Here is an 18,013-nt window from a genome sequence, read left to right as displayed (position 1 = left end):
GCAGGAGGGAAAATAGGACAGTTTAGTGACAGAAAAATGTAGTTAATATTACAGTTATATGACAGACACAATTATTGCTCATTTTTACAAGCCCACTATTGAAAAGGACATGTTCAATGACATTTATGAAGAAGCTTCTGGTATGCAATGTTGTCCTCCTCTGTACGCTGGCCAGCGCCCATGCGTACGACGTACCGCAGATTCATTCGAATGAATCTTTTGCAATGACAGATAACAGAGGCACTCTGGCCACAATTGACAGTAGTGGCGCGGTCAGACAAGCGTCTGTCAATGCTGAGGATGTGAGTGAAACGAAGAAGCAAGTACAAGCGTTAATAAAAACGCAAGAAAACCAGACTGATACCCTCAATACGCTCTCACAAAAGCTAAGCAAAAATGAAGATGTGATCACTAACCTGCAACGTTCACTCGATGAGGCTAACCGCAAAATCAGCGATCAGCAGCGCGCACTTGAGCAAGTCAGCAGCAAAATTAAATAAAAGAAACGCGTGAATCCCGCCAGGGATTCACGCGTAATACGCATTACTCGACCGTCACCGATTTCGCCAGATTACGCGGCTGATCCACATCGGTCCCTTTAATCAGGGCCACGTGATAGGAGAGCAGCTGCAGCGGCACGGTATAGAAGATAGGCGCAATCGCTTCTTCCACGTGCGGCAGGGGAATGATCTTCATTCCATCGCTGTCGCTAAAACCAGCATCTTCATCAGCAAACACGTACAGCAGACCGCCGCGCGCGCGCACTTCTTCGATATTCGATTTCAGCTTCTCTAACAGCTCGTTATTCGGTGCCACGACGATAACCGGCATATCGGCATCAATCAGCGCCAGCGGCCCGTGTTTGAGCTCACCAGCAGCATAAGCCTCGGCATGAATATAAGAGATCTCTTTTAACTTCAGCGCGCCTTCCATCGCAATCGGATATTGATCGCCACGGCCCAGGAACAGCGCATGATGTTTATCAGAGAAATCTTCTGCCAGATCTTCAATCAGCTTATCCTGCGCCAGCATTTGTTCAATGCGGCTTGGCAGTGCCTGCAGACCATGAACAATCTCATGCTCTTTTTCCGCTGGCATACCGTTCAGGCGACCCAGTTTTGCCACCAGCATCAGCAGCACGGTAAGCTGGGTGGTAAAGGCTTTGGTCGACGCGACACCAATTTCCGTGCCCGCTTTGGTCATCAGCGCCAGGTCAGATTCTCGTACCAGGGACGAACCGGCGACGTTACAGATAGCCAGCGATCCCAGATAACCCAGCTCTTTTGACAGGCGCAACGCAGCCAGCGTATCCGCAGTTTCACCCGACTGAGACAGCGTAATCAGCAGGCTGTTTTTACGCACCGCCGATTTGCGATAGCGGAATTCAGACGCGATTTCGACATCACAAGGGAGATTAGCCAGTGCTTCAAACCAGTAGCGTGAAACCATGCCTGAGTTATAAGACGTACCGCAGGCAATGATCTGGATATGCTCAACTTTACTGAGCAGCGTTTCTGCATGCGGGCCGAGCTCGCTGAGATCCACTTCGCCGTGGTTAAAACGACCGGTTAAGGTGTTTTTAATCGCGTTAGGCTGCTCGTAAATCTCTTTCTGCATGTAGTGACGATACAGGCCTTTGTCACCGGCATCGTACTGCACGCTGGATTCGATCTCTTCGCGACGGACCTGGTTACCGGCATCATCAATAATGGTGACATCACGGCGACTCACTTCAGCGATATCGCCCTCTTCCAGATAGATGAAGCGACGGGTGACCGGTAGCAGTGCCAGTTGGTCAGACGCGATAAAGTTTTCGCCCACACCGCGCCCAATGACCAACGGACTACCGGAACGGGCCGCTACCAGCAGCGACGGATCGCGGCTGTCCATGATCACCATGCCATAAGCACCGCGCAGTTGAGGGATCACGCGCTGCACGACTTCACGCAACGAGCCACCTTGTTTCTGTTCCAGATGGACCAGATGCGCCACGACTTCAGTATCGGTTTCTGAGGCAAAGTGATAACCCTGAGCCATCAGCGCTTCGCGAAGAGGCTCATGGTTTTCGATGATGCCGTTATGTACGATAACGATGTGCTCAGAAACGTGCGGGTGCGCGTTGGCTTCTGAGGGCTCGCCATGCGTTGCCCAGCGCGTGTGGGCAATACCGGTTCCACCCACCAGGGGCTGTTCTTCTGCGGCAGCAGCCAGCATCTGCACCTTACCCAGGCGACGTAGGCGCGTTATGTGCCCCTGCTGATCGACGACGGCCAGACCGGCTGAGTCATAACCGCGGTATTCCAGGCGGCGTAAACCTTCTAATAAAATTTCTGCGATATCACGTTGTGCTACTGCACCAACAATTCCACACATAGTTATTTCCTGACTTCATGGCGTTAAGCCATTGCGTTGTCATATGACCTGATAGTCCGGCTTTGCCGGTTCCCCGAGCCTTGTAGAGAGTGGGGATTATAGTTTTGGTACTACAGCGGCCCGTTAATACGGGCCGTAAAAATTATTTTTTCTTCTGCGGACGCTGCCAGTCGGCTTTGTGATTCTGCTCTTTACGGTTATAGACCAGATCAGCGCCGGAAATATCTTTCATCACCGTGGTACCTGCCGCAATCGTTGCGCCTGCCGCCACGGTGACCGGCGCAACGAGTTGCGTGTCCGATCCCACAAAGACGTTATCGCCAATGATCGTTTTAAATTTGTTGGCACCATCGTAATTACAGGTGATTGTCCCGGCGCCAATGTTCACATTGGCACCAATCTCAGCATCGCCAAGGTAAGAGAGGTGACCCGCTTTGGACCCTTTGCCGAGACGCGCTTTCTTCATCTCAACAAAATTGCCCACGTGCGCAGCCTGAGCCAGTTCACTACCCGGGCGCAGACGCGCGAATGGTCCTACGGTACAGTCAGTGGCCAGATTTGCATCCTCGATCACCGAATAAGGGCTGATATCACAGTCATCCCCGATAACGCTGTTTTTGATAATACAGCCCGCGCCAATTTTAACCCGGTTGCCCAGCGTCACCTGGCCTTCAATAATGACGTTGGTATCAATTTCAATATCCCGACCATGCTGCAGCGTTCCTCGCAGGTCGAAACGTGCAGGATCGCGAAGCATAACGCCAGCCAACAGCAGTTTTTCAGCCTGCTCGTGTTGATAAGTACGCTCAAGCGTAGCCAGTTGCAGGCGATTGTTGACGCCGTCAGTTTCGCTATTGCGGGCCGGATGGACGGCATTAATTACCCGACCTTCACCGTGCGCTAATGCGATGATGTCGGTAATGTAATACTCGCCTTGGGCATTATTGTTATTTAGCCTGGACAGCCAGCGCTTAAGATCACCGCCGTTGGCGATCAGAATACCGGTATTAATTTCATTGATAGCCAGTTGAGAAGGGTTAGCATCTTTTTGCTCAACAATACCGACGATGGTGCCATTTTCACGCACGATGCGGCCGTAACCTGTCGGGTCATCCAGTACAACCGTTAATAATCCGATACCGCCCGCGGGTTTAGCCTCGCGCAAACGCTGTAAGGTGGCTTCAGAAATCAGCGGAACGTCACCATAGAGCATCATGATGTCTTCGTCATCAGCAAAGTGCGGGGCCGCCTGCTGCATAGCATGACCCGTACCCAGTTGTTCTGCCTGCAGCACCCAGTTGACTGCGCTGTCAGTTAACGTTGCTTTCAGTTGATCGCCGCCGTGTCCGTATACCAGGTGCACCTGCTGTGCACCCAGCCCTTTTGCGGCATCAATCACGTGCTGAACCATCGGTTTACCTGCCAGCGTATGCAACACTTTTGGCAGATCGGAATACATACGGGTGCCCTTGCCAGCGGCAAGAATTACCACGCTCATCGCACTGTTAGACATATCCATCCTGACTGATTGTAGACTGAAGAAAGTTAAACGATTTAGCACTGAGATTACTACATTTTTCTTGTCCCGAAATTAGCCTGAATCTTGTTACCCCTACGGCAGGCAAAAAAAAATGCCAACCCAAAGGGCTGGCATTTCGTGACGCATAAAGCCGGATTACATCGCTTTTTTGGTCAGCTCGATCACGCGCAGTTTCGCAATGGCTTTCGCCAGCTCCGCAGAGGCCTGAGCGTAGTCCACGTCGCCGTGGCTGCTGTTCATATGCTCTTCTGCTTTACGTTTTGCTTCCAGCGCACGCGCTTCATCCAGATCGGTACCGCGGATCGCGGTATCGGCCAGAACAGTGGTGCTGCCAGGCTGCACTTCCAGCACGCCGCCAGAGAGGTAAATAAACTCCTCTTCGCCGTGCTGTTTCACGATACGGATCATTCCAGGCTTAATGGCAGTCAGCAGCGGGGCGTGACCAGGAAAAATTCCCAGTTCACCTTCGCTACCTGACACCTGAATTTTCTGCACCAGACCAGAGAACAGTTGGCTCTCTGCGCTGACAACATCCAGGTGATAAGTCATAGCCATAATTTTCCTCCTGGGAAACCGTTATTACAGTTTCTTCGCTTTTTCGACCGCTTCTTCGATGGCGCCAACCATGTAGAAGGCCTGCTCTGGCAGGTGGTCAAATTCACCTTCCATGATGCCTTTAAAGCCACGGATGGTGTCTTTCAGCGTCACGTATTTACCTGGAGAACCGGTGAACACTTCTGCTACGAAGAACGGCTGAGACAGGAAGCGCTGGATCTTACGCGCACGTGCCACCAGCAGTTTGTCTTCTTCAGACAGTTCGTCCATACCCAGGATGGCGATGATGTCTTTCAGTTCCTGATAACGCTGCAGCAGTGACTGTACGCCACGTGCAACGTCATAGTGCTCCTGACCCACAACTAATGGGTCCAGCTGACGGCTGGTGGAGTCCAGCGGATCAACTGCCGGGTAGATACCCAGAGAGGCGATCTGACGGCTCAGGGTGACTGTTGAGTCTAAGTGAGCAAAGGTGGTTGCTGGTGACGGGTCAGTCAAGTCATCCGCTGGCACGTAAACGGCCTGTACGGAGGTGATTGAACCTGTCTTGGTGGAGGTAATACGCTCCTGCAACACACCCATCTCTTCTGCCAGCGTTGGCTGATAACCTACCGCAGATGGCATACGACCCAGCAGTGCTGATACTTCCGTACCGGCCAGGGTATAACGGTAGATGTTGTCGATGAACAGTAGAACGTCACGGCCTTCATCACGGAATTTCTCCGCCATGGTCAGACCGGTCAGCGCCACGCGCAGACGGTTACCCGGCGGCTCGTTCATCTGGCCATACACCAGCGCGACTTTATCGATAACGTTGGAGTCAGTCATTTCGTGGTAGAAGTCGTTACCCTCACGAGTACGTTCACCCACGCCAGCAAAGACCGAATAACCTGAGTGCTCAGCCGCGATGTTACGGATAAGCTCCATCATGTTTACGGTTTTACCTACACCCGCACCACCGAACAGACCGACTTTACCGCCCTTAGCGAACGGACACATCAGGTCGATAACCTTGATGCCGGTTTCCAGCAGTTCCTGCGAGTTAGACTGATCTTCATAAGAAGGCGCAGGGCGGTGAATAGAGGAAACCTCTACGACGCTGCCGTCTTCTTCTTTCAGGTCGCCTTTCATGTCGATAGGCTCGCCCAGCACGTTCATGATACGGCCGAGGGTTGCTTTACCAACCGGTACCTGGATCGGTTTTTTCAGGTCGGTGACGTTCAGACCGCGCTTCAGGCCGTCAGAAGTACCCATGGCGATGGTACGAACCACGCCACCACCCAGCTGCTGCTGAACTTCCAGCACCAGACGAGCATCACCATTCATAACCTCAAGAGCGCTGTACACTTGCGGTACTGCATCCTGAGGGAATTCGACGTCAACTACGGCGCCGATAATCTGGACAATCTTTCCAGCTGCCATCTTGAATCCTCTACCTAATTCCAAACCTGGTTAAACCGCGGAGGCTCCCGAGACGATCTCGGTAAGTTCCTGGGTGATGCTGGCCTGACGAGCTTTGTTGTAAACCAACTGCAGCTCTTTGATCAGATTTCCGCCGTTATCGGTTGCAGCTTTCATTGCCACCATACGTGCGGCCTGCTCACTGGCCAGGTTTTCCACCACACCCTGATAAACCTGCGATTCGACATAGCGACGCAGCAGAGTATCCAGCAGCGCTTTCGGATCGGGCTCGTACAGGTAATCCCAGGTCTTCGCCTTCATCTCTTCTTCACCTTCCGCTGGCGGTAACGGCAGCAGTTGGGTAATGGTCGGAGTCTGAGACATGGTGTTGTTGAACTTATTGCTGACAATGTACAGCTTGTCGATGCGGCCTTCATCATAGGCCTGCAACATCACTTTTACCGGGCCGATAAGATCAGAGAGCGCAGGCTTATCGCCCATGCCAGTGACCTGTGCCACAACGTTGCCACCAACAGCGCCGAAGAATGACACGCCTTTCGATCCCACAATCGCCAGATCGCTCTGGACGCCTTTGTCGGACCAGGCCTTCATCTCTGCCAGCAATTTTTTGAACAGGTTAATGTTCAAACCACCACAAAGCCCGCGGTCAGTCGAAACGACCAGGTAGCCGACGCGCTTAACGTCGCGCTCATCCAGGTAAGGGTGCTTGTATTCCAGATTACCTAACGCAAGGTGACCAATCACTTTGCGCATGGTATCTGCATAAGGACGGCTGGCCGCCATGCGTTCCTGCGTTTTACGCATTTTGGAGGCGGCGACCATTTCCATCGCTTTGGTGATCTTCTGCGTATTTTTTACGCTTCCGATCTTGGTACGTATTTCTTTTGCGCCGGCCATTAGCTTCTCCTCAAAGCCTTGCGGCCTGCCTTTTCAGACAAGCCGCCAGACATTACCAGGACTGGGTTGCTTTAAACGTCTCGAGGAGGCCTTTCAGCTTCTCTTCGATGTCGTTATTGAAGTTACCAGACTGGTTGATTTCAGCCATCAGCTCGGCGTGATCGCGATCTGCGAACGCCAGCAGAGCAGCTTCGAAGCTACCAATTTTTGCCAGCTCAACGTCGTTCAGATAGCCGCGTTCCGCTGCGAAAAGAACCAGACCCTGCTGCGCGACAGACATCGGCGCATACTGTTTCTGCTTCAGCAGCTCGGTCACTTTCTGACCGTGGCTCAGCTGTTTACGGGTTGCATCGTCCAGATCAGAAGCGAACTGGGAGAATGCTGCCAGTTCACGATACTGTGCCAGCGCGGTACGAATACCACCGGACAGTTTCTTGATGATCTTGGTCTGTGCAGCACCACCAACACGGGATACAGAGATACCCGGGTTAACAGCCGGACGGATACCGGAGTTGAACAGGTTAGATTCCAGGAAGATCTGACCATCAGTAATCGAGATTACGTTGGTCGGAACGAACGCAGAAACGTCACCCGCCTGAGTTTCGATGATTGGCAGCGCGGTCAGAGAACCGGTCTGGCCTTTCACTTCACCATTAGTGAAGCGCTCAACGTAGTCAGCGCTCACGCGTGATGCACGCTCCAGCAGACGAGAGTGGAGATAGAACACGTCGCCTGGGAAAGCTTCACGGCCTGGTGGACGGCGCAGCAGCAGAGAAATCTGACGGTAAGCAACAGCCTGTTTAGACAGGTCATCGTATACGATCAGCGCATCTTCACCGCGGTCACGGAAGTATTCGCCCATGGCGCAACCTGCATACGGAGCCAGATACTGCAGTGCAGCAGACTCAGACGCAGACGCAACGACGACGATGGTGTTAGCCAGCGCACCGTGCTCTTCCAGTTTACGAACCACGTTGGAAATGGTTGACGCTTTCTGACCAATCGCAACGTAGACACATTTGATGCCTGAATCGCGCTGGTTGATGATGGCGTCGATTGCCATTGCGGTTTTACCGGTCTGACGGTCACCGATGATCAGCTCACGCTGGCCACGGCCGATTGGAATCATCGCATCGACAGATTTGTAACCGGTCTGAACAGGCTGGTCGACAGACTGACGGTCGATAACACCAGGTGCAATGACTTCAACTGGCGAGAAGCCGTCGTTGTCGATTGCGCCTTTACCGTCGATAGGTGCACCCAGGGTGTTCACCACGCGGCCCAGCAGGCCACGGCCAACCGGTACTTCAAGAATACGGCCAGTACACTTGACCTTCATGCCTTCGGCCAGGTCAGCATACGGACCCATCACCACCGCACCTACAGAGTCACGCTCGAGGTTCAGGGCGATAGCGTAACGGTTTCCCGGCAGGGAAATCATCTCACCCTGCATAACATCGGCCAGGCCGTGTACGCGGATGATACCGTCACTTACAGAAACAATAGTACCTTCGTTGTGAGCTTCACTCACGACATTGAACTGAGCAATGCGCTGCTTGATCAGTTCGCTGATTTCGGTGGAATTCAGTTGCATATGCTCCAGTCCCCTTAAGACTGCAAGACGTCAGCCAGACGGTCAAGACGGCCGCGTACGCTGCCATCAATAACCAGATCACCCGAACGGATGATCACGCCTGCCATCACAGACTTATCAATTTTGCAATTCAGCTTAACTTTGCGTGACAGACGTTTTTCCATCGCGGCGCTGATTTTAGTCAGCTGGTCGTCACTCAGCGTGCTGGCAGAAATAACATCCACTTCGGCAGTCGCTTCATAAGCGTCTCGCAGTTGAATGAATTGCGCCAGAACAGCCGGAAGCGCTGTCAAACGTCCGTTTTCCGCCATCACCTTAATCAGGTTCTGTGCGGGTTCATCCAGTTGATCACCACAGACTGCATTAAACGAGGCAGCCAGTGCTTCAGGTGCTAAAGCACCAGAAAGCAGGTCGGCCATCTGTTCATTGGCAGCCACTTCTGCGGCAAACGCCAGCATCTTTTGCCAGCGTTCAATACTTTGATGCTCAACAGCAAAGTCAAAAGCTGCTTTGGCGTAGGGGCGAGCTACAGTAATCAGATCAGACATCAGCCCCTCCCTCCTTACAGTTCAGCGACCAGTTTATCAACGATGTCGCTGTTAGCAGCTTCATCCACGGAACGTTCGATGATCTTCTCGGCACCAGCCATAGCCAGCAACGCGACTTGCTTACGCAGTTCTTCACGTGCACGTTTGCGTTCGGCGTCAATTTCGGCCTGCGCTTGTGCAACAATGCGAGTGCGTTCGTTATCAGCTTCAGTCTTGGCTTCGTCCAGAATCTGCGTGCGACGCTTGTTCGCCTGCTCGATAATGACCTGAGCTTCCTCTTTCGCTTTTTTCAGCTGGTCGGTCGCATTAGCCTGCGCGAGATCCAAATCTTTCTTCGCGCGTTCAGCAGAAGCAAGGCCTTCAGCAATTTCTTTCTGGCGCTTTTCGATGGCAGCCATAATCGGTGGCCATACGTACTTCATGCAGAACGCGACAAACAGGATGAACGCGATGGCCTGGCCGAGGATTGTTGCATTAATGTTCACAGCACAATGCCTCTAATTAAGTATTTAACTTTTCTGCCGCTATCAACGATAAACGGCAGAATCCGTTCACTCTCACACCAGGTGCGGAGTGAACACGGGGGCTTTAGGCGACAGCGAACATCACGTAGAGGCCCAGACCAACAGCGATCATTGGGATTGCATCCACCAGACCCATTACAACAAAGAACTGCGTACGCAGCAGAGGAATCAGGTCAGGCTGACGAGCAGCGCCTTCCAGGAATTTTCCTCCGAGGATGCCGATACCGATCGCAGCACCGATTGCCGCCAGGCCCATCATCACAGCGGCAGCCATGTACAGCAGATCCATATTCAGGTTTTCCATGACAGTCTCCAGTTTGTTTCAGTTAAACGCGTATTGTTGAGAAAAAAATCAATGTTCTTCAGATGCCATCGACAGATAGACAATCGTGAGGACCATGAAGATGAAAGCCTGTAGCGAAATAATCAGGATGTGGAAAATGGCCCAAGGCACATTCAGAATCCACTGTGACCACCACGGCAACAGACCGGCAATAAGGATAAAGATCAGTTCACCCGCATACATGTTGCCGAACAGTCGCAGACCGAGAGAAACCGGTTTGGACAGCAGGCTAACACCTTCCAGAATAAGGTTAACGGGGATAAAGATCGGGTGATTAAAAGGCTGCAGCGTCAGCTCTTTCGTGAAGCCGCCAATGCCTTTCATTTTGATGCTGTAGAACAGAATCAAAATAAAGACGCCCAACGCCATTGATAACGTGATGTTCACGTCTGCAGAAGGTACCACGCGCAGCGCCGGTAACTCCAACCAGTGCTCACCAATATAGGGCAGCAAATCGATTGGCAGCAGATCCATGAAGTTCATCAGAAAGACCCAGACAAAAATTGTCAGAGCCAGCGGGGCGATAAGTTTGCTCTTACCGTGATACATGTCGCGCACGTTGCTATCAACGAAACCGACAACCAGTTCGATAGCCGCCTGCATTTTCCCTGGCACACCGCTGGTGGCGCTTTTCGCCACGCTACGGAACAACACCAGGAAGATAACTCCCAGCACCAGAGAGAAAAACATGGAATCGATATTTAATACCCAGAACGTCGCGGGAGCGTCGTGAGCATTCACTAACTCGAAGGTACGCAGGTCCAACTGAAGATGAGTCAGGTGGTGACCAATGTACTCTTGCGGAGTAGAGATTTCTCCTGCAGCCATGATGCCTCTTACCCTTTGTTGTTAATTACCGCCGGTGCCAACATCTGAACGACCAGCACCGATAACCAGGTGATCCCGACCGGCCAAAAGACCGCATCGAATACGCCCAACGCCACAATGAGCAAAATAATGGTCGCGAACACTTTGGCTATTTCACCCAAAGCGAAGCTCCACGCGACGCGCCCCGAAGCCGGAGTTTGCCCTTGCAGGCGCCAGGCTATAAACAAGAACAACACGTTTGGCAGCCAGGCTGCCATCCCGCCAGCAAGAGCAGAGCTGCCCCAGGTGACATCTTTCAAGGCAAAGAGTGCACCGACGATGACAATGGTCACTAGCTGAATCATCAGCACCGTTCGGGCGTATTTTACACTGTAAAGAGACACTGACATGGCGCTGATACTCTCCTGCCCCTTTAGGGGTATGTCGCGTGTCGTATAAGACTGCCTTTGTGCATTTGAGTCAAGTAGCAAAAGCCGTGCAAATTATACGGGCCGTCCCTGTGATTTCAATCGTTAAGTAACGAAAAGGTGAACAATTATCTAAATTTCTTTCCGAATGACTATTTTTCCAAAGATACGGAGCAGCCGTTTATGGATAAAGCTGTGAAAAGTTCTGCAGCGGCTCAATTTTAAAGCGTGCTTTAGATCACATAATAAGCATTCACACCACGGTAACTTTTATTAAGGAGCCATTATCCAACTAAGGTATGAAGGATAAAAACATTGATAATCATCACGTTAAAAAGAAAAACGTCCTTGATAATTTTTGTTGTCGATGAAAATGGTCTATTGACATCGAAGTCACCTTCAGAATCGTAAAATGCCTATTACTCATGCAAAAATTTTATTGCCCTTAAATAGGATTAATCGCGATGCACGCGTTTAATACCCAGCGGAGTAGTGATTATTTTGATAAAACTTTGTGAAATAAAAGTTAAATGTGAAAAAGTTTTTCAGATAATTTCCGGGGCGAAATTTAACAATGTGACACTCAACATCGCCGGGCTCGCCCCTCAAACTATCGCATCTTTGGTAACACAGGCACGATGAAACGCCAGGCTTTCACGGTGCCTGAACGCTTCCAGGCGGTGTAATAATAACCAGATGACGCTCACCGTCCAGCTGTGGAACCTGGAGCGAGATAACCCTGTCCAGCGAATAGCCTGCGGGCAGGCTGGTAATTTCATCATCGGGCCGGACCCCTTTCAGGGCATAAAAACGGCCGTTCTTCGCCGGCAAATGGTGACACCAGTTCACCATATCCTCCAGTGAAGCAAAGGCGCGGCTGATCACGCCGTCAAAGGGCGGCTCAGAAGGAAACGCTTCTACCCTGCTCTGTACCGGTTCGATATTGGTCAGCCCCAGCTCATGTTGGACCTGCCGTAAAAATCGTACCCGCTTACCCAGGCTGTCCAGCAGGGTGAAATGCGCATCCGGCATGACGATGGCCAGTGGAATGCCCGGTAAACCAGGACCGGTGCCGACATCAATAAAGCGTGCCCCCTCAAGATGAGGCGCCACCACGATACTGTCGAGGATATGGCGAATCAGCATCTGCTGAGGATCGCGCACCGAGGTCAGGTTATAGGCTTTATTCCATTTATCCAGCAGCCCGACATAAGCGACCAGTTGCTGTTTTTGTTGATCGGAGAGGGAAATGTTAGCCGCTTGCAGCAGCGAAGTGAGTTTGTTGATCACAGCATCAGTCCAGTCAGCGGGGGCGAGATAACCCGCCCCGGTTCAGATCAGGCGCTTTTGCGCAGCAGACCTTGTTTTTTCAGGTAAATAAGTAAAATCGAGATGGCAGCAGGCGTGATGCCTGAGATACGTGATGCCTGGCCGATAGAAACCGGTTTGTGATCGTTCAGCTTGGCGATAACTTCATTTGAAAGGCCACTGACCTGGCGATAATCAAGCGTCGCGGGCAACAGCGTATTTTCGTTACGCAGCTGACGATCGATCTCTTCCTGCTGACGTGCAATGTAGCCTTCGTATTTAACCTGGATTTCAACCTGATCGGCAGCCTGATCATCCGCTAAAGCCGGACCGAACGCATCAAGCGCCATCAGCTTCAGGTAGGTCATTTCAGGACGACGTAGCAGATCCTCCGCACTGGCTTCTTTCGTCAGTGGCGAGCTGGTAATGGCGTTAACCGCATCGACATGTTCTGACTTGGGGTGCACCCAGATATCACGCAACCGCTGGCGTTCCTGCTCAATGGCTTCCAGCTTCTGATTAAAACGAGCCCAGCGCGCATCATCCACCAGGCCAAGTTCACGGCCGGTTTCCGTCAAACGTAAATCAGCATTGTCTTCGCGCAGCATCAGGCGATATTCCGCACGCGAGGTAAACATGCGGTAAGGCTCTTTGGTACCCAGCGTGCACAGGTCGTCGACCAGAACCCCCAGGTAAGCCTGATCGCGACGCGGCGCCCAACCTTCTTTGTCAGCAGACTGGCGTGCCGCATTAAGGCCAGCCAGCAAACCTTGTGCTGCGGCTTCTTCATAGCCTGTGGTGCCGTTGATCTGACCGGCAAAAAACAGACCGTCGATAAATTTGCTTTCCAGCGTGAGTTTCAAATCGCGTGGATCAAAGAAGTCATACTCAATGGCATAGCCCGGACGCACGATCGTCGCATTTTCCAGACCCTGCATAGAACGAACGATCTGCATCTGTACGTCGAATGGCAGGCTGGTAGAGATACCGTTAGGGTAGATCTCATTGCTGGTCAGCCCTTCAGGCTCAAGGAAGATCTGATGTGAATTACGATCGGCAAAGCGCATCACTTTGTCTTCGATCGACGGACAATAGCGTGGACCGATCCCTTCGATGATCCCGGCGTACATTGGGCTACGATCGAGGTTATTACGGATCACATCATGTGTTTTTTCATTGGTGTAGGTCATCCAGCACGGCACCTGCTGGGGGTGCTGTCCGGCATTGCCCATGAAAGAGAATACCGGCATCGGGTTATCGCCATGCTGCGGGGCGAGTACGCTAAAATCGATGCTACGTGCATCAATGCGCGGCGGTGTACCGGTTTTCAGGCGGTCAACGCGCAGTGGCAAAGCGCGCAGGCGTTTTGCCAGAGGAATCGACGGCGGATCACCTGCACGACCACCGCTGTAGTTATCCAGCCCGATATGAATTTTACCGTCGAGGAAGGTTCCCACGGTTAACACGACTGTTTTGGCACGGAATTTCAGGCCCATTTGGGTTACCGCACCGACGACACGATCGTTTTCGACGATGAGATCGTCCACGGCCTGCTGGAAGATCATCAGGTTTGGCTGATTCTCCAGCGCTTTACGCACGGCCTGGCGATAGAGCACGCGGTCTGCCTGAGCACGAGTGGCCCGTACAGCAGGGCCTTTGCTCGCGTTTAGTATCCTAAACTGAATACCTGCCTGGTCGATTGCTCCAGCCATCAAACCGCCTAAGGCATCCACTTCCTTTACCAAATGTCCTTTGCCAATTCCACCGATTGCAGGATTACAAGACATTTGTCCCAGCGTATCGATGTTATGGGTCAGTAACAGGGTTTGCTGACCCATTCGGGCTGCTGCCATGGCAGCTTCCGTGCCCGCATGACCACCACCAATTACGATGACGTCAAAAGGATCTTGATAAAACATGAAGTGGTACCTCGTTGATGAATAGTCAGAGATCGTTCTCTCTGGGCCGTGGATTCTACTGAAATTATGGCTGAGGTGAAAGCAGCGGGATCGTCAGGTATTAAAAGAAAAGATCTTAATTCTTTATATGATCTTTCTGTTAGATCTCTTATTAGGATCGCGGTTCCCTGTGGATATCTGCGAAAAGCACAGCGTAAACAAGCGTATAGAGAGGATCGATACCTGTTAATGATCGGTGATCCTGATCCGTATAAGCTGGGATCAAAATGGCTTGTTATCCACAGCTCACAAAGTGAACTCCGGTTGTTCTTTGGATAACTACCGGTTATACGCAACTAAACAGGGTAGTTATCCACAAAACAAACGGCAGGATCGTGTGAAAAACAGTATCTTCTGCTGGGGATCGTAGCTATTTCCCGATCCCCAACCAGCTTAGATCGCGTCTTTCCAGGTCATCACCCACTCTTCAGCCGGATCTTCAGGGATCTCATGTTCCAGAATATCAATTTCGAGCCTTTCACCGATGCGCTGTGCACCACAGGCAATTAACAGGGCATCAAGATTGCGTATTGCACCACAAAACAGATCGTATTCATGGTTGCCGATGCCAACTGCGCCAAAACGCACGGCTGACAAATCGGGACGGCTCTCATCAATGGCCTCATAAAAAGGTTGCAGATTATCCGGCAACTCTCCGGCACCGTGGGTAGAACTCACCACCAGCCAGATGCCCTGTTGCGGCACGTCATGCAGCTCAGGGCCGTGCAGCATCTGCGTTGAGAAGCCCGCTTCCTGCAGTTTTTCTTCGAGATGTTCAGCAACATATTCGGCGCTGCCTAAGGTGCTGCCACTGATTAACGTAATGTCGGCCATCGTGCTCTCCTGAGATCAAGGAAAGCATTGTACGCTGTGATCAAGCGGTGATCCACCTGTGGAAAACAGGGTTATTAGTTTAGATGATGTCGATGCAGCCGTTGTCAGGCGGCCGATCGTCTAAGGATAAGATTGTGCACAAGCTGGTGGAAAGATCAGGGCTTGATGGTTCGCATGATGGGGTTTTGCAGGGAAATCAGGGTTTCCGTTGACTGAATTTCGTCGATAGTTTGGATCTTGTTAATTAATACCTGCTGCAGGGCATCAATAGATCGGCACATTACCTTGATGAAAATACTGTAGTGCCCGGTGGTGTACCAGGCTTCAACAACTTCATCCAGGGCTTCCAGCTTGCTCAGTGCCGACGGGTAATCACGGGCGCTTTTAAGAATAATGCCGATAAAACAGCAGACATCAAAGCCCAGCTGGCGGGGATCGATCTCAACCCGCGTGCCCAGGATAATGCCTGCCTGCTTCATCTTTTCGACACGGACGTGAATGGTTCCCGGGCTGACATTGAACTGTTTTGCCAGTTCGGCGTAAGCGGTGCGCGCATTTTCCAGTAATGCATTCAGGATACCCCGGTCGAGATTATCCAGTTGCAGATGTTCGGGCATGGTCATCCTCGTTATCGTTTTTCTTCAATGAACTGAGGAGAATGTGCAGCAAAATAATCAAACTGGCAACTCACCGGCAGCGGCATCAGCCGCTGCCGGTTATCTTAACGCTTACGCCACAGCGTCACCTGAGCAAGCGTGTGCTGGAACTTACGGGCCGTTTCACGGATGACAAACGGCACATCCTGTGGAGAACCGATTTGCTCGAAGTCCGCGGCCAGCAGGCGTTGTAACGCCTGCTGAGTGGTCAGGGCTTCGCCATTCTCACGCACGCCGCCCAGCCAGTTTTCCTTCGGTGTAAACTCTTCCAGCCAGGTATAAGGCGATGACAGCACTAAGACACCACCCGGACGCAGCATCGGTGTTACGTCCTGAAGGAAGCGCGCCGGCTGACGCAGACGATCGATCAGGTTCGAAGCCAGCACCAGATCGTAACGCGCGGGTTGAGGCTTCATATTACAGGCATCGCCCTGTACAAACTGAATACGCTTCGCCTGTTCGTTACTGACATCAAAGTCCTTGAGCCGTACCTGCCGATATTCCACCAGCTCGCCTTCTTCTGGCACCACGTATCGGAAATCTTCGCCGGTCGTAAGCTGTAGCGCCACATCGATAAAGCGCGCCGAATAATCCATCCCGGTGACATGTTCAAAGTGGCGGGCAAGCTCGAAACTGGCGCGGCCGGTTGCACAACCGATGTCCAGTGCTTCACCTCGATTCTGACTGTGCGGCAGTGCCAGTTTGACCAGTGCCTCAGCGTAGTTATCGACACCGAAATAGCGCGGACCGTACTGGAAATCGAGATACTGCGAAACCATGCTGTCTGTTTCATAGGGATTCAGCGCCATGGTTTCCTGATGCGAGGAGACCACATAGCGGAAACCGGCATGCTGGAAAAAGTGGCGACGGAAAGCATAACGTGACGATTTGATCGCCTCATTGCCGGTTGAAATCCAGCTTCCACCTTTTATAAGTGAGTGCTTACCATCAAAGGTGGGCGTAGAGAAATCGTCATACAGCGGATGGACTTTAAACCCCTCAAAACCATTGATCGGCGTCGTTGTCCATTGCCAGACATTACCTACGATGTCGTAAAACTCACCCTGAGGGAAACGATCGACCGGGCAGGAAGAAGCCCAGTAAGCCAGGTTAATATTGCCCGGAGCCTGCTGCCAGTCTGGCTGATCGCCTTCTACCTGCCCACGGAGTTGGTACCATTCAGCCTCACAGGGTAGCTGCACTGATTTACCGGTTTCTTCTGCTTTCCAGCGACAGAAAGCAGCGGCTTCCAGCTGATTGACTTCCGCTGGCCAGTCCCAGGGCATGGAAATTTCTTCACACATCAGGCGGAGTTTTAGCTGATCGGGCATCATAGCGTCGCCCACCCAGAAGGTGGGCATCTCTGCCTGCGCAAACTGACGCCAGCCCAAACCTTCTTCATCCCACCAGCGGGTTTCCCGATAGCCACCAGCCTGCACAAACTCATAAAATTCTGCATTACTGACCAGCATTTTGCTGGCTTTAAACGGTTTTAGCTCAATTTGCTGAGTACCGTATTCATTGTCCCAACCATAGGTCTCATCTGTCTTGCCAAGGGTGATGTGACCGCCGGGCTGGGGAACCAGCGTATTCGCGGGTACTGACTGTCGGTCATGGCGCGCTTCAGCACACGCAGGCCACTGCGGCTGGGGTTTCACCCATTCAACCGGCAACTGACGAATCAGTACGCTAGAGGTTTCGAGGTGGATTCGCTCATGCTCAATGCCCATAAGGATCACCCAGGCCGGGCTGTCCCAACGAATGGGCAGTTCAAGCGGCATCTCCTGAATAAATTGCGTCACTAATGCTTTTACGCTGCCGCGATAGTCGCGCACGGCTTCCACTGTAGGCCAGTCATAATGGTTGTCGTTGAGGTCATCCCAGCTCATTTCGTCCACGCCGATGGCCAGCATGGCTTCAATGTGGTCATCAATGCGGTCATCGATGTAACGGCCCGCCATTAACTTATTAATGTAGAAGGTGGCGGTGTGACCGAAATAGAAAATCAGCGGATGGCGCAGGGGAATCGCTTTGGTAAACCAGGCGCGCTGATCGTTAAGACAGGTAAACAGGTCTTCGTACAGCGCCCAGGTCTGATTGAAGTAAGCCAGCAGCTCTGCACGTTTTTGTTCGACATTTTGGCCAGAGAGCATCAGCGTACGGGTCGGCGCAGGTAAATCGCGATGGGGTTGAACGGTATTCACAGGACACTCCTGATTGCTGAAT

Annotated in this window: 17 protein-coding genes; 1 reads left to right on the top strand and 16 read right to left on the bottom strand. The window is 52.0% G+C overall.

The features are described from left to right. The first annotated feature begins 116 nt into the window (after window positions 1-116). A complete protein-coding gene (locus FBY13_RS15105; RefSeq protein WP_096012546.1) occupies window positions 117-500 on the top strand; it encodes a hypothetical protein in 384 nt (127 codons plus the stop codon). Window positions 501-543: 43 nt separating this feature from the next. Here the strand turns inward: FBY13_RS15105 and glmS are convergent, their stop codons facing one another. The 16 genes from glmS to ovoA form a co-directional block, all read right to left on the bottom strand. Further along, entirely contained in the window at window positions 544-2,373 is a 1,830-nt protein-coding gene (gene glmS, locus FBY13_RS15100) for a glutamine--fructose-6-phosphate transaminase (isomerizing) (RefSeq protein ID WP_145394538.1), read from the bottom strand. Between the two features lie 142 nt (window positions 2,374-2,515). Then, complete coding sequence (gene glmU, locus FBY13_RS15095; RefSeq protein ID WP_145394537.1) at window positions 2,516-3,886, bottom strand: bifunctional UDP-N-acetylglucosamine diphosphorylase/glucosamine-1-phosphate N-acetyltransferase GlmU; 1,371 nt, start codon at window positions 3,884-3,886, stop codon at window positions 2,516-2,518. 162 nt (window positions 3,887-4,048) lie between these two features. Next, window positions 4,049-4,468, bottom strand: coding sequence for a F0F1 ATP synthase subunit epsilon (locus FBY13_RS15090; RefSeq protein ID WP_013023936.1), 420 nt, complete (start codon window positions 4,466-4,468; stop codon window positions 4,049-4,051). 24 nt (window positions 4,469-4,492) lie between these two features. After that, window positions 4,493-5,890 (bottom strand): F0F1 ATP synthase subunit beta, encoded by a 1,398-nt coding sequence (gene atpD, locus FBY13_RS15085; protein WP_063877771.1) that lies wholly within the window; start codon window positions 5,888-5,890, stop codon window positions 4,493-4,495. Between the two features lie 30 nt (window positions 5,891-5,920). Beyond that, on the bottom strand, window positions 5,921-6,787 hold the full coding sequence (gene atpG, locus FBY13_RS15080; protein ID WP_063877770.1) for a F0F1 ATP synthase subunit gamma: 867 nt from the start codon (window positions 6,785-6,787) through the stop codon (window positions 5,921-5,923). Between the two features lie 52 nt (window positions 6,788-6,839). After that, complete coding sequence (gene atpA, locus FBY13_RS15075) at window positions 6,840-8,381, bottom strand: F0F1 ATP synthase subunit alpha (RefSeq protein ID WP_013023934.1); 1,542 nt, start codon at window positions 8,379-8,381, stop codon at window positions 6,840-6,842. Window positions 8,382-8,395: 14 nt separating this feature from the next. Further along, complete coding sequence (atpH, locus tag FBY13_RS15070; RefSeq protein ID WP_006121199.1) at window positions 8,396-8,929, bottom strand: F0F1 ATP synthase subunit delta; 534 nt, start codon at window positions 8,927-8,929, stop codon at window positions 8,396-8,398. A gap of 14 nt (window positions 8,930-8,943) precedes the next feature. Next, window positions 8,944-9,414, bottom strand: a complete 471-nt coding sequence (gene atpF, locus FBY13_RS15065; RefSeq protein ID WP_013023933.1) for a F0F1 ATP synthase subunit B — start codon at window positions 9,412-9,414, stop codon at window positions 8,944-8,946. Between the two features lie 103 nt (window positions 9,415-9,517). Continuing rightward, window positions 9,518-9,757: a F0F1 ATP synthase subunit C gene (gene atpE / locus FBY13_RS15060; RefSeq protein ID WP_003849523.1), complete on the bottom strand. Its 240-nt coding sequence runs from the start codon at window positions 9,755-9,757 to the stop codon at window positions 9,518-9,520. 48 nt (window positions 9,758-9,805) lie between these two features. After that, on the bottom strand, window positions 9,806-10,624 hold the full coding sequence (gene atpB, locus FBY13_RS15055) for a F0F1 ATP synthase subunit A (protein WP_145394536.1): 819 nt from the start codon (window positions 10,622-10,624) through the stop codon (window positions 9,806-9,808). An 8-nt stretch (window positions 10,625-10,632) separates the two neighbouring features. Then, window positions 10,633-11,013: a F0F1 ATP synthase subunit I gene (gene atpI, locus FBY13_RS15050; protein WP_063877768.1), complete on the bottom strand. Its 381-nt coding sequence runs from the start codon at window positions 11,011-11,013 to the stop codon at window positions 10,633-10,635. A 672-nt stretch (window positions 11,014-11,685) separates the two neighbouring features. Continuing rightward, window positions 11,686-12,321 (bottom strand): 16S rRNA (guanine(527)-N(7))-methyltransferase RsmG, encoded by a 636-nt coding sequence (gene rsmG / locus FBY13_RS15045; RefSeq protein WP_145394535.1) that lies wholly within the window; start codon window positions 12,319-12,321, stop codon window positions 11,686-11,688. A 47-nt stretch (window positions 12,322-12,368) separates the two neighbouring features. Then, complete coding sequence (gene mnmG, locus FBY13_RS15040; protein WP_063877766.1) at window positions 12,369-14,258, bottom strand: tRNA uridine-5-carboxymethylaminomethyl(34) synthesis enzyme MnmG; 1,890 nt, start codon at window positions 14,256-14,258, stop codon at window positions 12,369-12,371. 432 nt (window positions 14,259-14,690) lie between these two features. Further along, entirely contained in the window at window positions 14,691-15,131 is a 441-nt protein-coding gene (gene mioC, locus FBY13_RS15035) for an FMN-binding protein MioC (protein ID WP_063877765.1), read from the bottom strand. 155 nt (window positions 15,132-15,286) lie between these two features. Next, on the bottom strand, window positions 15,287-15,748 hold the full coding sequence (asnC, locus tag FBY13_RS15030; protein WP_063877764.1) for a transcriptional regulator AsnC: 462 nt from the start codon (window positions 15,746-15,748) through the stop codon (window positions 15,287-15,289). Window positions 15,749-15,852: 104 nt separating this feature from the next. Further along, complete coding sequence (gene ovoA / locus FBY13_RS15025) at window positions 15,853-17,991, bottom strand: 5-histidylcysteine sulfoxide synthase (protein ID WP_186440823.1); 2,139 nt, start codon at window positions 17,989-17,991, stop codon at window positions 15,853-15,855. Window positions 17,992-18,013: the final 22 nt, after the last annotated feature.

Source organism: Pantoea sp. SJZ147, assembly GCF_007828605.1.
Taxonomy (GTDB): domain Bacteria; phylum Pseudomonadota; class Gammaproteobacteria; order Enterobacterales; family Enterobacteriaceae; genus Pantoea; species Pantoea allii.
Note: the sequence above shows the minus strand (reverse complement) of the source record. Positions and strands in the feature narration are given on the sequence as shown.